This is a genomic window from Alkanindiges illinoisensis DSM 15370, assembly GCF_000619845.1.
GTDB lineage: Bacteria > Pseudomonadota > Gammaproteobacteria > Pseudomonadales > Moraxellaceae > Alkanindiges > Alkanindiges illinoisensis.
Window position 1 is genome coordinate 974,793 of sequence record NZ_JHUX01000003.1, and the last position, 16,777, is coordinate 991,569.

Sequence of the window (16,777 nt, forward strand, 5' to 3'; positions counted from 1 at the left end):
TACAGACCATTCTTCAATGGATTTTAAACAGGCATTTGCGGTTCTCAAGCAAAATGCCGAACGACTAGAAGACCAGCAGGAGCCTGATCTGGATCAGCTCATGGTGATTGTGGAAGAATCCATGCAAGCCTATAAAGCCTGCAAGTCTCGCATCAAGGCTGTACAGGATGCCCTTAACCAAACCTTTGAGCATGATTAACTTGATCAAGTAGTCATAAAAAAACGATGTATGAATAGACACTCATACATCGTTTTTTGCTTTCAGACCGTAGAGTCCACAAAGTCAGCTTTAAATTAACCTAGCTTTAGAATAATCAGGCTGCTTGCTTCTCTCTGGTTCAGTTTTAAAACTCTAGCCATCTAGATTGCAATCTTAGCGATTTTGCTTACTGGTAAACTGGCCATCTTCATCACGGGACTGATTACCGTTCTGATTGGACTGCTGGCCACGCTGGCTGCCCTGCTGCTTACCGCTTGAGCTGTCATTTTGGGTATATTGGTTATTGCCCTGACTGTTGTTGCTTTGCTTGCCCTGGTTTTGGTTATTGCTACCCTGTTGCTTGCCATTACTATTGCTGCTTTGGGTTTGCTGACCTTGTCCACCATGGCTTTTTGAACCCGCCTGACGTGCTTCTTCAGAGGTAAACTCATGAGCATTACCACTGGCATGAGCGGCACGGCCACCTTCACTGGCAATTTCACGCTGACGCTCTGGATCCATGCTGGCAAAGCCACGGTTTGAAGTACCGCCACCTTGTTGCTGTTGCTGTCCGCCCTGTTGTTGGTGCTGTTTGCCTTGCTGACTACTTTGAGTATGCTGATTATTTCCTTGGGAATTATTTGAACGATTAGACATATTACACCTACCTTTCGAATTAATAACGTGGGTTAATAACACACCGAAGTTTCGGTTTAATCAAGTTAAGCGTATTATCCCAATTACACTGTCTAAAAAACTGTAGAGTTTTACAACCTTAATCCAGTCTTAGGTCATTAAATGTAATGCAGGTAAATTTATATAAATACTTCCATCCTCTTTATATTTTATTCATAGCTCTTTAAATAATCACAACTTAATGTATATTAAATAAAAATTTAATCTTACATTTTAGAGTAGCTAAAGAAAAATTTTAACTATTTAAAATTTTAATGACATGATGGAGAAATTATGTGTTCAATGCATTCACTAATTTAAATACTGGCTTTAAATAAAAAATTTTTTTATTTTAATTAGATAAGAATATTTTAGCTTAAATCTTACCAAGTATATATAAAACTAATGCCCTACAGAGGGCATCAGTTTAAATCAGATCATCTATAGATCGCATGCAAGAAATAGCTTCAAGCAAATATCTCCAGATAGCTATCTAACAATATTTAATTAGATGGAACGCCATTGCTGCTGCGCTTCAGCTGCTGTCTTGTTCAATACAACCTGACCATCGTTGATGGATTCAACCCACTCAACCGGAATGGCATGGTGCGTGTTATCAGCGGCTGAATCCTGCTTTGCCAGTTTAATCTGGTCAGTACCAATCGCGTGATCCACTTTGCCGACGTGTTGTTGATCAGAGCCAATTACTTCAGCATGCGGTTTAATATCATTAATATCTATTTGTCTAGCCATTACAAGCTCCTTATATTACTCTAATTTTAAATTAACCTTCTTGATTAAAAGTTAATTTTTAAAAATTTTATTACCTGATAGTTAAAATTTAAATATCAATAATATCAAACAGATTTTAGCTATCAAGCAATGCCCATGACTTTATAATAAATTTTCAGCAATTAAATAATCCAAAACGTCACTATATGTAATTTGATGTAGTTTATGAAATTAGCAATAATATTAGTTATAAGAAAATAAATTATTAAGACACTGTAATTAATAAAAAATTTTTAAATATATAGAAGTAAGATTTTATTGCAAAGTAATTCCATCTTCATAAATTGAGCCTTCTAATTTTCTTATATACCTCCTTGTATATCGCTTGTTTTTAGCTCTTTTAACCCTTTGCATTCATTGCTATTAATCATTGTCCCCGAATAACTGAAAGATGAGGTTTATTGATGAGCACAATCCTAATTACAGGCGCCGGTACTGGTTTTGGACGTGAATCTGCCCTACGTTTGGCTGAAAAAGGCCATGCGGTTATTGCAGGTGTGGAAATATTTCCACAAATTTTTGATCTGCAACAGGAAGCCAAAAAGCGTGGCGTCAATTTACAGGTTGAAAAACTGGACATTACCAATGAAAAAGACCGTGAAAAAGCCTGGCAATGGGATATCGATGTCTTGGTCAATAACGCAGGTGTGGCAGAAGGTGGCGCAGTTGCTGACATCCCGGAGAAAAATCTGCGTCATCAATTTGAAGTCAACGTTTTTGGCACAATTTTATTGACACAGGGTTTTGCCAAAGCAATGGCGCAAAAAAATGAAGGTAAAATTATTTTTATTTCTTCAGTTGCCGGCTTAATGACGGATCCTTTTTCTGGTCCATATTCTGCCTCTAAACACGCCCTGGAAGCCTTTGCCACTGCATTGCATAAAGAACTTAAGGAATTTGGCATTCAGGTTACTACCATCAACCCAGGCCCATACCTGACAGGCTTTAATGACAGGATGTATGAAACGTGGAAAAACTGGGATGATCAGCCGGAAAAACGCCTGTTTGACTATGATCAATTGGCGTTCCCGCATATGCAACTTGACCCTGAAGCAGTCTATGAAACTGTTGTGGACGTCGTGTCTGGCAAGAGCAAGCTTTATCGTAATGTGACGCCTAAAGCCATGAAAAAGCAGCTTCAGGCGCTTATGGCTGCCGAATGGGAAGTTACCCAAAACTCTGGTACTGGCAAGCGTGATAACATGGTGCAGCAAGCTTATGACATGAAACCCGGTACGCCTGCCAAAACCTTTATTCTGGACAAACTTTTAAAAAGTTTTTGATCCCTTGCACTTAAATTAAAACCCATTTAGCCAGCATGAAAAAAGCCGCTCAGTTAATGAATTGAACGGCTTTTTTCATAATTCTAGCTATCATTAAGGCAACTCAATTCTAATGCACGGCCTTTAAACGTATCAGCTATAACAAGCTATCTAAACGTGCGGACTCGCCACTTGAAGAACGTAACTGATGGATTTTTTCAGAAGCCACCGCAATGGGCAAAACCTTGTTAATCAGTTCAACCAGATCAGGAAAGGTTTTTAAGGCCACAAATTGCGGGTCACAGCCTGCCAGTAAATCCAGTTCTACCAGATAAGCATAATGGGCTCTATCTGGATTGCCAACATATACTTCCATAATCACGTCACCGCAGATCATATTCCCAATGCTCATTCCATCTGCTGGCTCGTATCCTGCATTTCTGATGTCTTCCGACAAATCAATGCTGGCAGTTTCCTTTTGAGTATGTGTAAGAAAATCTTCTATTTCTGCCCAGCCATATTTATAGCTAAATTTCCACATACTTCAATTCCTTTTACTATTAAAAAATTAGCACCAACAACCTCACAGCTAAAATTGTAAATCCTGTTACCAAGCTTTTAAACCGTGAATTGTAGCAACTATATTAAAAAGTAGACTAATCTGTATAGGGTTCTGTTACTAAAGGCTAATAAAACAAGTGATCAGCAAATTTTAATGTAAACTAAGAACTATAATAATTTTTTAAACAGCTTTAAAAAGCGCTTTCATGGTACAAAAACAATAGAATAGCAGGTTGGCAATACCAATAAATGCATAACGGTTAAGCGTGATGTTCCAGATAGCTGGTAATGTAAAAGGCTAAAACAATGATCAGGACAATGAATAGTCCTAAAAATAAATAATTAATAGAAGAAAAAGGCTTAGCTGACTTAATGGTACGCTCATTGGCAATAGACTCATATTGCTCCAAAAAGGTATAGCTCACTGCCTCTTCATTTTGAATGATCAATTGAACAAACTCATCCAGCATCGTACCCTGAACGATATAAGGATTAAACGTATCTTGATGCCAGTCCAAAAAAAATTGCTGAAGTACAGTTTCCCGAATAAAGTATTTAATATTCCAGAATTTAAATGACTTTGCTGGAATGATTTCTCGCTTTAATAGCAAAAAATCACGAGTATAGGGGCTTTCCAGAGACATCTGGTGAAACTTGTTAATCTGTTCTTCACTACCTTCAATACAGTGCAAAAACGTGTTATTCCCATAAATCAGAACGCCACTTAACTCCTCGATATTATTCAATGTTTCACAAATCTGGGTGATCTCAATCAGATGCTGGCGAATTGTGGACGGGAGTGCCGTTGAAGTAGCCGCATAAATAAAACGGGTATAGTTTGGCATTGTTATTACACGTTCAGTCGGGGTAAATACGAATTAGGCATTATAGCTAGTTCTTTGAATATTTTAAAATAATTAAATGGCTGGCAAATTAAACTTAAATTCTGACCCTGCTTGCTGGCATTTAACATGAACCACTATACAACTTAAGACTTATTTGTGGATCAGTCATACAACGATCCGTCAGTTTAGCTGGCCAATTATTTAAATGCTTAATCAGCGAATCCAAGCTAAACATAAGGAATTAGCGTCCATACAGTGAACTGTTATAAGCGTCCCGCATGGATTGTATTCTGGATTTTTCTGCAGCCCTTGATGCTGCGTCGGCAGCACTACTTACAGCATCAGCCGCTGCAACTGCTGCATCTACTGATGGATCACGCGTACTATCCACTGCTGCCCTGACCGCATCTTGATGTGCCTGCTCTGCATCTCTTAAGGCTTGCTCTTGCATGGATTCACTGTCATCCAGCGAATTACCATATGAATATCTGGCATCTGCAACTGCTATGGTTTTCGCTATTTTTGCATTCTTGGCAGGCGGTGTCTGGCTATACTGCACATTACCCGAAGCATCTATCCATTTATACGCTGTTCCCGCATGCGCTACAGGTAATAATAGTGAACATATACTCATGAGCAAAAATTTCTTATTTTTCATACATGGCTACCTTTCATACGTAGATAAAAACTCATAAAACCAGAATGTTTCTATCTTGATTTAAATACTTTTAAAACTATTAACGCTCAAAAATTAATTAATTCCTGATAGAAATCAGGCTTCTTTTAAAAAACCATTTTTTATTTAACGATTAAATCATATCACTAAATAACTGTTTTATTATGCAAACATTTTTATTCATCTTAACTTTTCCATAACCCATAAAAAAAACCGCCTGAAAATTTAACTTTCAGGCGGTTTTAAAAATTCTGGTAGACACAACTGGACTCGAACCAGCGACCCCCACCATGTCAAGGTGGTGCTCTAACCAACTGAGCTATGTGTCTAAAGTGGCCAAATTATTACCGTAATCCAGTTCCATAGCAAGATTTTTTTATACTATTCCTTTCTGTTCGGCCAACTGCTAACCAGTTTTTTCATTTGCTGAATGACTTTAGCCTGAGCTAGTTCATCCCCTGCTGGCGCATAACGTGCTTGCTGATAGAGCTGAATCAGCTCTTGTGCCGGCTTTTGATAAGCTGGATAGGCTGCTAACCGCTGCAACCAGTTCACTACACCTTCTGACTCACCCCGCGCCAAGTTTTCTTTGGTCAATTTTCTGGACAATCGCTGTAATGGTGCATCAAGCGGATGCCAGACTTTTCGCCTGCGCCACCACATGATCCCGACAATGATCGCTAGTAGGGTGATAAAGCTGCCTACCATCCAGGCCACTTGCACATACATGCTTTTGATACCAAACAGCCGCTGTAGCAGACCTTGCTGCTGGGACTGGTCAAAACCCACCACATCCCGCTGCCATACGTAGCTGGCATAATCTGCCCAGACACGCGCCTGCCCTAAAAACCTGAACTGGCTGGAGCGTAGTTGGCCTAATACGTTATCACCAAAGACCTGCTGATCTTCCTGCATGAAATTATTCATGCCTTTTTCAACGCGCTCAGGTGCAACAGCAGCTGTTGGGTCAACCCGCACCCAGCCACGTCCGGCGAGCCAGATTTCCACCCATGCATGGGCATCCAGCTGGCGAACTTCCCAGCTTTGCTGATCTGGAGAAAATTGGCCGCCCTGATAGCCCACCACCACCCGTGCCGGGATACCAGCTGCACGCATCAAAAATGTATACGATGATGAATAATGCTCACAAAATCCACGTCGGCTTTCAAACAGGAATTGATCAATCCGCTGGCCGGAGAGTACTGGTGGCTCCAGTGTATACACAAAATTTTGCTGTCTGATCCAGTTTAGCCAGTAATCGGCATAACGTTCAGGATTTCGCCCAACCTGATTAAACACCTGTTGCGCCAGTTGCCGGGTACGCGGATTACTGTTGGCTGGTAGCTGTAAATTGACTTGTTGTAGCCAGTCCGGTAACTCGGTATCACGCTTGAGATTTTTAAACTGTAAGGCGTCATAACTGAACTGGCGATAAACCTCGCGGGAACTTTTTAAATTATATTCACGGGTTAAAGCAATGCCACGGGTACGGCTAAAGGGTACATCCAGCGCAAATAGCCATTGCTGCTGGGTCGGCTCAAGCAGCACCTGATATTCAAACCCCGTATTCACCTTGCCTGCAAAAGTCTGTTTAAACCATTCAGGCTGGTATTGCATGCCTGTCCAGACGGGATTATCGGCGCGATAGTCCTTAAGCTGCGTCCAGGTGACGCCATCAAATTTGCTTAATACTAAACCACGCCAGTAGAGCTCTGAACGTGGAGGCAGATGCCTTGCCAGATTGTTTTGCTTATCCAGCACACGGAAGGCTAGCTCCGTGGACTGACTCAGGCTTGCAATATTGCCGGGTGACATCTGGTCAGTCATGCCGGTTTTACCCTGTGACTGGTTAACTGGCACACTCCATAAAGGCGGAATTCGTGGAAAAAATATAAATAGAACCACAAGCAATGGAATGGCCTGTAAAAATAGGCGCAATAAAGGTTTCCATAGACCTGCTGAAGGATTGATGGCTTCGGGAATATTGGTTTTTAGCTGGGCAGAATGGTGATACAGCAGGTCAGGATTAATATTCTGCTGTAATAATGCATAAAATATAGCCAGAATACCCAGCAATGCCATAGCCGCATTAAAAATGGATTGTTCAAACAGAAATAGGCTGGCAACTACAAAAAGCGATAAGGTTAAGGCAATATAACTGTCACGGCGCTGTTTTAACTCAAGTAATTTACCCAGTAAACATAACGCCAGGAAAGCCACACCAGCATCTACACCAATAAGCGTACGATACGTTACCAATATAATGGCAAGGCCTGCTGTCACAATAATATATTGATAAAACTTGGGTGGTTGTGAATGAAAGATTTTTCGACGCCGCGCCATGAGCCACAGGCTTATTAGCGTAATAAAGGTCAGTACTGAAAATAAGACAGGCAAATGAAAAACATGCGGGAAAAACACCACAAACTGTGCAGCAATAATACTAACAAATTGTCTGTAACGAATCGGTTGTACAGGAATTAATGTGCTCATCAGGGTTCCTCCGCCAGCAGTCGTAAGGCCTGATTTGTATGGGTTTCACCATGTCCTAAAGGCAGTTCGCGCGTGGGTAACCTCATACTAAAAGCAATATTTTGTGCGCCAAGTATTTGCACCCAGTACGCCATTTGCGATAGCTTGGTTTCATGGTCAATTGCTGGCATCTGGTCATAATCCAGCGCATCCTGTTCGGCACAAAAGTCTATAAACTGCTTGCTTAGTAACCCCTGTCCCTTGGCCAGATGCGACCATGATACCCGGGACAAGGATTCGCCTTTAACATAGTTTTTCAATTCCTGAAATTCTTCCTGGCCGCTTAAACCATGCGTTTCCTCACCTTCTCCGCCAATGCGGTTTAATACATTGCGTTCAGCTTCAATTGGCTTTGGTGATACCCAGACTTCCTGATCAAAATAAATATATGTCCACGCACGAATCAGCCCCAATGGATATACACTTTGCAGCATCAGGCGTGGCGGCAAAAATTGTCCCCGTTTTGGTGTATCAATATCAAAATGCAGCACCTGTTTGTCATTAAGCACGGCAATGCGCTGATATTGCTGCCAGACCAGTTCAAGCTGGCAATAGCATTTGGCAGTGGTAGGGCTGATTTCAATTTGAAAACGGGCTTGGCCTTCAGCCTGACTGTCACTGGCATGCAGCACTTTTATTTTTAGACCGGATAACTGCGCATAGCTATGATGAATGCCAATAACCAGAATACTGCTCAGCAGAAAAAATACGCCCAGAATCAGATTATTGCCGTAATTGACACCTGCCAGAAAAGTCACTGCCAGTAACACAGCAAACAAGCCACCTTCCTTGGTTAAAAATACAAAAATCTGGCGCTGTGACAGCGTAACTTCCCTGCAGCATGGCAAACGCCGCCGCATCCAGCGCTGAACAGGGGGCCGGTTTTCAAACCAGTTGGTGAGGCGCATAAAAAGCTCCTCTATCAGCTAATAACAGGAACTTGACGCAGGATTTGATGAGCCGGGGAATCTGCACCGCCAATGCCTTTAACCCCCAGTCGATGATCAGCAACTGCCACAAATACTGCCTGAATATCTTCAGGAATGACAAAAGCTCGACCTTCAACCAGTGCATACGCCTGTGCAGCACGTTTTAGTGCCAGTAAGCCACGGGTCGATAATCCGGTGTGCTGGCCAGTACGGGTTTGTTCAACCAGATGCTGCAAATAATCCAGCACGGGTTCTGACAGATAAATGTCATTCACCAGCTGGCGATAGTCTTTTAATGATTGCGTATTCAGCAGCGCCTCCACTGCTTTTAGCATGCTACGGCGATCCTGCCCCAGCAAAATTTCCCGCTCGGCCTGTGCTGAGGGAAAACCCAGGGATAAGCACATCAAAAAGCGGTCAAGCTGCGATTCTGGCAATGGGTATGTGCCAGACTGGTTAATGGGATTTTGGGTAGCAATCACAAAAAAAGGCTGCGGCAATGTTCGGGTTACACCATCCTGTGATACCTGATTTTCCTCCATAGCCTCCAGCAATGCACTCTGGGTTTTAGGGCTGGTACGGTTGATTTCATCGGCCAGCAGAACCTGAGTAAAAATCGGGCCTTCCCGAAATTCAAATTCCTGTTTCTCCGGGTTAAAAATTGATAAGCCCAGAATGTCACTGGGCAGCATGTCACTGGTAAACTGTACCCGGCGATAGCTTAGCCCGGATAGCTTAGCCAGACTTTCAGCCATGGTGGTTTTACCCATCCCCGGCAAATCCTGTAGCAATAAATGCCCACCTGCCAGAATGCAGCTTAGAGCCAGCTTGGTTTGTTGCGGCTTATCAAGCACAATCTGGTTAAGCTGATTAAGAAACTGATCCAGTTTTGCCTTGGTGTGGGTGACCAGTTGCTCTACTTCCTGCTGGGAACGCTTTATTGTTTCTACAATGGCTTTTTCTGAAGCAACATTTGGTGGGGTGGCATCCTGAAGCATAAACTTTCTTCCTTATTAAACAGGCTCAGCTTAACTATAAACAAAGCTAAACCCTGATTAAACCACAGTATTTAGTGCATAGGTGCATTTAAGGGTTGAGCAAAATTCAGGTTTAACGTTAGTTATACAGGAAGTTTATTTTGGCTGACCAGACAGTTTCCTTAACAATAGTCTGTGCTTTTGTATTGTTTTTATAAGATTTACAGTTTAAAAAACTTTCATTTAAGAAAAAATTAGCAGGGGCATTTTCCAACTTTCCCGGCTTTATTAGGATAACGCGCTTCTAGGCAATGACGGTAGAACTGCTTTTCAGTCATGGCCTGAAGCTGCGGATGATGTTGCTGCATGTGCTGCAAATACGCCTGATAGTCGTGGACTCCGACCATCAGGCGGAAGCTTTGTGCCAAGCGCGTTATAATTAACTTAAGCTTGCTTTGCCAGCTTAAGCCAACCTGTACAGCCACTGAACCTGTTTTTGCTGGTAAAATCCGGTGAATATGCAAGCTATTAACCTTTCTTTTAAGCATAGAAAATTCAACAAACGGGACAGGTTTAAACTGATGGCTGGGCATCTGTATTGGACTTTTCATAGCTGGTGTTTTCATGGACAATTTCAGCCTCATGTACTGTAGGTTCACTCGCGCGTAAAGCCTTATAGATTACTCTAAAAGATGCCAGCAGCATTACTACGGCCACAATCATAAAAAAGGCACACAGCACCGCATTAATCTGATTGCTAAATACAATCGTATGCATATCCTCAAGGGTTTTAGCGGGCGCAATAATTGTGCCCTGATCCATTGCAGTGGCATACTTGCTGGATTGTGCCAAAAAACCAATTTTGGGATTTGCATGGAAGATCTTTTGCCAGCCCGCGGTTAACGAGGTAACCAGCAACCAGAGAGTCGGTACAATTGTCACCCAGGCATAACGCTGTTTTTTCATCTTAAACAAAATAACAGTGCCTAAAATTAACGCCATGCTGGCCAACATCTGATTGCCAATACCAAACAGCGGCCATAAGGTATTAATACCACCGAGTGGATCAATCACACCCTGATAGACAAAAAAGCCCCAGCCTGCCACTGCAACCGTTGTACCCATAATATTCCCCAGCCATGAACGATTATTCGCAATACTGGGAACCACTGTACCTGCCAGATCCTGCACCATAAAGCGACAGGCCCGTGTACCTGCATCCACAGCGGTTAAAATAAATAGCGCTTCAAACAAAATAGCAAAGTGATACCAAAAGGCCATCATGGCACGGCTATTGAAAATTTCCGAAATAATATGTGCCATACCCACCGCAAAAGTTGGTGCACCGCCTGCACGTGACAAAATACTTTGTTCACCCACTTCTTTAGCAATAAGGCTTAACATTTCTGGCGTCACTACAAAACCCAGTTGGCTCACAGCCTGGGATGCAGATTCTACGGTTGTGCCGATAATGGCTGCTGGAGCATTCATGGCAAAATACACACCTGGCTCTAATACAGATGCGCAAATGAGCGCCATAATGGCGACAAAGGATTCCATCAGCATTGCGCCATAGCCAATAAAGCGGATATGGCTTTCGTTCTCAACCAGTTTGGGCGTTGTTCCACTAGACACCAGCGCGTGGAAACCGGAAATTGAACCACAGGCAATCGTAATGAATAAAAACGGGAACAGGCTACCAGCAAATACAGGACCAGTCCCATCGATAAACGTCGTTACTGCAGGCATTTTAAGCATAGGCATGGCAAACACAATTCCAATGGCCAGCCCGACAATCACCCCAATTTTTAAAAAAGTAGACAAATAATCCCGAGGTGCCAGTAGCAGCCAAACCGGCAAAACAGATGCAATAAAACCATAAATTACCAGCACCCAGGTTAACGTGGTGCCAGACAACGTAAACAAGGGACCCCAATAAGGATCAGCCGCCACATTACCACCATAAATAATCGCCAGCATCATCAGCACAAAGCCAATGATGGATACTTCAGCAATTTTACCAGGTCGTAAGTAGCGCATATAAATACCCATCAACAAGGCGATGGGAATCGTTGCAGCGATAGTAAATGTCCCCCACGGACTATTGGTTAAAGCCTTTACCACTACCAGTGCCAGTGCTGACAAAATAATAATCATCACACCCAGCGCGCCCAGCATGACCACCACACCTGCAAATGAACCCAGTTCCTGCTTGGCCATTTCTCCGAGCGAGCGGCCATCACGGCGTGTGGAAATAAACAGCACCAGAAAATCCTGAACGGCACCCGCCACCATGACACCAACCAGAATCCATATCGTCCCAGGCAAAAATCCCATTTGCGCAGCCAGAATTGGCCCAACCAGTGGCCCTGCACCGGCAATCGCTGCAAAGTGATGGCCAAACAGTACCCATTTGTTGGTGGGGACGTAATCCAATCCATCATTTAAGCGTACTGCAGGCGTCAACCGGCGGTGATCCAGCTCAAACACACGATTGGCAATAAACAGGCTATAAAAGCGATAAGCAATGCTATAACAGCTGACAGCGGCAACTACCAGCCATAAGGCATTTACCTGCTCACCCCGGCTCAATGCCAGCATGGCAAATGAAAAAGCACCTATTAGTGCAACAACAAACCAGATGAGTTTGGATTTAAGCTGAGTCATTCAAGCGTCCCTGTTTTATTCTTAATGTTTTTCACTGTCTTGCTGATTCACATTGACAGTAAAAATTAAAATATTCTTAAAAATACTCTTTTTATTTTCTACATCAAAGTAGACTTTGGACTACATTGACAAATCCGCTACAACAAAAACTGCCTTTTATATGGCTTTGCTTAACCATTTAAAAATTTAATTATCATAACATGTTGTAAATATTAGCTATTTTTCATGGACAAGATTGCCTGATTTCATGTTATTAACCCAACAAAAACCGATAAATAATCATTGATTCATGCACTAGAATGTAACAGAAGAAAATACTTCGCCGCTTTTTTAAGCATAAAATAAATGAAAGTTGAAGTAAGAAAAAAGAATTGTGCTGCACTAGCAACTTGCGCAGTAATAATGCAGGCTAGCACGAATAATCGTATAAAAATAAACAAATAGTCATGTTAAATCAAACTGTTCTTTTACGCGGAATCAATGATAATATAGATACACTTGTTGCATTAAGCGAACAATTATTTGAAAGCCAAGTGCTACCCTGTGATCTGAGTGTAGCTGCACGGTAGAAGCGCCGCTCATTTTGATATGAATGAACAAGATGTAATAGCCTTTTGCAGGGTACTGATGTCTAAGTCACCGGGCTATTTATTGCCAAAGCTGGTACGTGAAATTGCAGGCATATGCCACAAGATTCCGTGAAACCGAAATAAGCTTGGTTATATGGAGAATCTTGGTTTTAAGGGAAAATAACTTCAATGAATCAGAACATTAGCAATTTGCTTATTAATGATCAGCCAGAAATGACAGTTGCACAGTTAAGTCTTGTGCAAGCCAATAAAAATAGTGTGCGAGACTGGCTTGCCAATCTTTCCATGCTTAACCTCGGTGATACAGCACGTCAGTTGTACACTACCCTTAAAGAATTGTCCCAGTTGCAAACTGATGAACAGACTCGCTTTGAGCTGACTGAACTGTTGCGCCCTTCTGTTCACACCATTATTTCTTCCCTAAGCAAGCATTACTTTAGCCAGAATTTTTCGCTTGACCAGCGTGCACAACGCATTGCCACGCTGGTTGAAGAAATTCGTGTATATCTAATCGTCATTTACGATACGATTTCAATGCACTGTTATCAGAAGCTACAATCACAAAACTTTGGCTTATTTAATATCAAAAACAAGAAAAATCTGCTGGATCTAATTGGTCTGTCCAGTCATCGTGCACTGACCGAAATGACAGGTCTGCTCTATGAGCTGCAATCGCTTTACCTAACCATTCCCAAAGGTTTATGGAAAAAAACCCATACCCTGTATCAGCGGGCACTACAGTTACATCTCACCAAGATGGAAATTGAGGACAAAACCAATCCTATTATTGTGTTGTCCAATATCAAGCGTGCTTATAGTCGCATGATTATCATGGGAGCTAGTAATACCAATAAATTGCGTCAGTCAGAAATCAAGGCCATTTATCAGTCCAGTATCTTATGGGCAGACCTGATTTCACTGGATAACGCAGAAACACCGTATCATCTGTTTAGCATTGACCTCGAACTGGATCAGCCCCCTGTTTATATTACAAAAAGAACTGGTTCGCCTGCGTCCATGCTTTTTGTCAATGCGCAAAAACTACTACAACACTTTAAAAATCTGATGAATCAGTATCCGCAGTACTTGCACGCCAGCGAACAAAAACAGTTTAGTACTGCCCTAAAAGTGCATTTGGTAAATAATTTTTCAGCGCCTTCTGAGCGTATTCATACCCGCCATCCCTACTCTGGCAAGGTAGATATTGCTTTTGGTTTACTCGGGATTCATTACCATTTATCAAATGGTAAAACCTTTGAAGACATCATTAATATTCATCGTGACTATCTACTTACCAGTGATACTGAGGTTAAAAGCCTGTTTGGCCAGGTTGAATATGATGTAGATATTGATTTTCCGGGACAAGGTAGCCAGAAAAAAACCGAGGCTGTCGCTGAAATGTCAGAGCTTTATAAATGCGAGATTGTCAATATCAGTCCAGGTGGCTATTGCCTGCGCTGGCAGGGTGAAAGCCCTACCACGTTGCGTACTGGTGAACTTGTGGTGATTTGTGAGCCCTCCGACAAGGTATGGCACATCGGCCTGATCCGCTGGGTAAAACAAATTCCGATTAAAATCATTGAATTTGGCATCGAAATTATTTCATCTCGCGCCAAAATCTGTGGTATCCGTGCTTCACAGCGCAACGATAATATTGACAGTTTTAAGCGGGCAATCTTACTACCAGAAATTCAGAGTTTAAACCGTCCTGCCACCTTGATTACTCAAGCTTTTGCTTTCCATAGTAATCAGCGCGTGATTATCCGTTATGGCAATGAAGAAATTCGTGCCATTTTGAATAAAGAATATCTTATTACGCAAAGTTTCATTCAATTTGAATATACAATTGAGGAAGATGACTTAAACTCGACGAAAATTGAGAACCAGTATACAATTGACAGCAATACACTGGTAAGTCCTGACGATGAAGTCTGGAAAATATTGTAATATTTTAAGGGATTTAAATTTTTATGAATAGTCGCTCTCAACACCTCCAACTTCTGGTTATTGATGATGAGCAGACGACTGCAAATAATCTTGCACAATTGCTGCAACAGCAACATACAACAACCCAGTTTCAGCTACTGGATGATCAGGAAGAATTTGAGAAAGCCATTCGTACCCATTGGGACGTCATTTTATTTGGCCATGCTTATGATCTGGATTATCAAAAAGTTCTCCAGTTATTAAAGGACAATAATCTGGAAATTCCAGTCATTGCTATTCCTGATGAAATGGCTGCCCCTGCTGATAATCAGGATACCTCGCCTGATCTGGTTGCCGGGTTTAAGCTGGGTCTAACCGATGTAATTCCCCGGCACCAGTTAACCCATCTGGCTTATGCAATACAGCGTGAGGCAAAATACTCACGCAATGTCGCACGTAATCTTAAGCTTAGTAATCAGTTCAAAGAAGCAGAACGACGTGCCCAGCTACTGGTAAAAAACTCAAAAAGTGCTGTGGCCTATATTCATGATGGCGTTCATATTTATACCAATGAAACCTATAACGAACTGTTTGGTTATCATTCCCTTGAAGATTTGGTAGGTATGCCGGTCATTGACCTGATTGAAGGCAAGGATATTAATTCTTTTAAAGAGTTTTTACGCGCGTATAGCCGTGGTGCAACCCAGCAATCTGAATTCAAGTTTAATGGGATCAAGGCTGATGGGACTGAATTTGAAGCACTGCTGCAGCTTGCACCTGCAAGCTATGACGGTGAAGACTGTATCCAGATCATTATTCAGCCTCAGCTACAGTCCAGTGCTGCGCTTGCTGCACAGCTTGCAGTAATTGAACGGGTTGATAATCTAACCAAACTCAATAATCGTCTTGCCTTTGAAGAAGACCTGACCAAAACACTGGCTCAATTACGCATTACGCCTGCTGAGCATGCCGTGCTATATATTAATATCGGTAATATTGGTCATATTCATGCCATTGCCGGTCTTTCAGGTAGCGACACTGCCATTCTGGATATTGCCAAACTTTTGAAAAAAGAACTGGCACCAAACGAGCTTTATCGTTTCCGTGAATCCAGTTTCACTGTTATTTTGAATGGCCAGAATATTGAGGAAGCGAGAGCTACTGCCAAAAGTCTATGCCATCTCGTGTCTGAACATCTGATTATGGTGGATAAACGTACTGTTCAGGCAACCATTAGCATTGGCGTTGTGCCCATTAACCAAAGCTCACCGGGTCAGGCTGAAGTACTGGATCGTGCATATCAGTCCTCGGAAAAAGTTAGACTACAAAATCAGGGCAGCGGTAATGGGATATATGTGTATAACCCTGCCGAAAATGCCAATAACTCTGACAGTGCCTTGCGTGAACTTCTGGAAAATGCGCTAAATCGTGGCCAGTTCCAGCTCATGTTCCAGCATATTTATGACACGACTGAACAGGATCAGGAGCTATTTGAAGTCTATGTCCGCCTGCCGCTGGGTGATGGCAAAGTCATGGGCCCTGATGAATTTCTGGCAGTTGCCCAGCAATATCATCTTGAAGGCCGTATTGACCGCTGGATACTGCTGAATGCCTCAAAACTGCTCAAAGCCTTTATGGTTCAGCACCCTAAAGCGCGCTTACTGATTAATCTGGGTGTAGAGTCCATTCAGGATCCAAGTCTGTCTGATGTCATTACCAAGTTGCTGGGGGCGCTTAACTCGCCTCATAAGCCGTTAATTCTGCAATTTAATGAAGCCAATGTATCGACCTATATGCAACTGGCTAAGACCCAGCTGGAAGCTTTAAGAAATGTAGGGGCGCAAGTCTCTGTCAATGACTTTGGTTCAACCTTAAACAGCAAAAACCTGCTGAATTATCTAAAGCTGGATCTGGTTAAGCTGGACAAAGCCTATATGACCAATCTGAACAATGATGATAACTACAATGCCACACAGGCACTGGTATCAGAAATTCAGGAATATGAAATTGATATTATTGGCGGTTATATTGAGGCCCCACAGGAAGTTGCCAAGGCTTGGACACTGGGTGCCCGCTATCTGCAAGGTTATTACTTCCAGAAACCAATGGACAAACTGGTCTTAAATCAGGAAGAGCAAATTTGATG

General features: G+C 42.3%; 13 protein-coding genes, 1 tRNA gene and 1 pseudogene. 4 read left to right on the plus strand and 11 right to left on the minus strand.

Translation table 11 applies throughout. The features are described 5' to 3' along the window. Nucleotides 1–16 precede the first annotated feature (16 nt). A complete protein-coding gene (xseB, locus tag Q337_RS0104940; protein WP_034279492.1) occupies nt 17–199 on the plus strand; it encodes an exodeoxyribonuclease VII small subunit in 183 nt (60 codons plus the stop codon). Between the two features lie 417 nt (nt 200–616). Here xseB and Q337_RS19295 read toward each other — a convergent pair. Then, nucleotides 617–751 (minus strand): annotated as a pseudogene (locus Q337_RS19295) (KGG domain-containing protein); the annotation flags it as partial. 630 nt (nt 752–1,381) lie between these two features. Then, on the minus strand, nt 1,382–1,627 hold the full coding sequence (locus Q337_RS0104950; RefSeq protein ID WP_026470653.1) for a DUF2171 domain-containing protein: 246 nt from the start codon (nt 1,625–1,627) through the stop codon (nt 1,382–1,384). Between the two features lie 443 nt (nt 1,628–2,070). Between Q337_RS0104950 and Q337_RS16830 the strand changes: the two genes are divergently transcribed. Next, nucleotides 2,071–2,949 (plus strand): SDR family oxidoreductase, encoded by an 879-nt coding sequence (locus Q337_RS16830; RefSeq protein WP_051526573.1) that lies wholly within the window; start codon nt 2,071–2,073, stop codon nt 2,947–2,949. 136 nt (nt 2,950–3,085) lie between these two features. On the opposite strand, the gene Q337_RS0104960 is transcribed toward Q337_RS16830, so the two are convergent. The 9 genes from Q337_RS0104960 to Q337_RS16840 form a co-directional block, all read right to left on the minus strand. After that, nucleotides 3,086–3,469, minus strand: coding sequence for a hypothetical protein (locus Q337_RS0104960; RefSeq protein ID WP_026470654.1), 384 nt, complete (start codon nt 3,467–3,469; stop codon nt 3,086–3,088). Between the two features lie 280 nt (nt 3,470–3,749). Further along, complete coding sequence (locus tag Q337_RS0104965; protein ID WP_026470655.1) at nt 3,750–4,334, minus strand: BLUF domain-containing protein; 585 nt, start codon at nt 4,332–4,334, stop codon at nt 3,750–3,752. Between the two features lie 241 nt (nt 4,335–4,575). Beyond that, nucleotides 4,576–4,968, minus strand: coding sequence for a DUF4124 domain-containing protein (locus Q337_RS0104970; RefSeq protein WP_169733739.1), 393 nt, complete (start codon nt 4,966–4,968; stop codon nt 4,576–4,578). A 294-nt stretch (nt 4,969–5,262) separates the two neighbouring features. Continuing rightward, nucleotides 5,263–5,339, minus strand: a tRNA-Val gene (locus Q337_RS0104975). A gap of 52 nt (nt 5,340–5,391) precedes the next feature. After that, nucleotides 5,392–7,503, minus strand: a complete 2,112-nt coding sequence (locus tag Q337_RS16835) for a transglutaminase family protein (RefSeq protein WP_051526574.1) — start codon at nt 7,501–7,503, stop codon at nt 5,392–5,394. After that, nucleotides 7,503–8,450, minus strand: coding sequence for a DUF58 domain-containing protein (locus tag Q337_RS0104985; RefSeq protein WP_026470657.1), 948 nt, complete (start codon nt 8,448–8,450; stop codon nt 7,503–7,505). The genes Q337_RS16835 and Q337_RS0104985 overlap by 1 nt, the downstream gene beginning before the upstream one ends. Nucleotides 8,451–8,464: 14 nt before the next feature. Then, nucleotides 8,465–9,469, minus strand: coding sequence for an AAA family ATPase (locus Q337_RS0104990; RefSeq protein ID WP_051526575.1), 1,005 nt, complete (start codon nt 9,467–9,469; stop codon nt 8,465–8,467). 233 nt (nt 9,470–9,702) lie between these two features. Further along, the gene (locus Q337_RS19180) at nt 9,703–9,996 is read right to left on the minus strand and encodes a YbdD/YjiX family protein (RefSeq protein WP_084494779.1); all 294 of its coding nucleotides are present in this window, start codon (nt 9,994–9,996) and stop codon (nt 9,703–9,705) included. Nucleotides 9,997–10,021: 25 nt separating this feature from the next. After that, on the minus strand, nt 10,022–12,115 hold the full coding sequence (locus Q337_RS16840; RefSeq protein ID WP_051526576.1) for a carbon starvation CstA family protein: 2,094 nt from the start codon (nt 12,113–12,115) through the stop codon (nt 10,022–10,024). A 758-nt stretch (nt 12,116–12,873) separates the two neighbouring features. Here Q337_RS16840 and Q337_RS0105005 point away from each other — a divergent pair. Continuing rightward, the gene (locus Q337_RS0105005; RefSeq protein ID WP_026470660.1) at nt 12,874–14,652 is read left to right on the plus strand and encodes a hypothetical protein; all 1,779 of its coding nucleotides are present in this window, start codon (nt 12,874–12,876) and stop codon (nt 14,650–14,652) included. Between the two features lie 23 nt (nt 14,653–14,675). After that, nucleotides 14,676–16,775, plus strand: coding sequence for an EAL domain-containing protein (locus Q337_RS0105010; protein WP_026470661.1), 2,100 nt, complete (start codon nt 14,676–14,678; stop codon nt 16,773–16,775). The last annotated feature ends 2 nt before the right edge of the window (nt 16,776–16,777 follow it).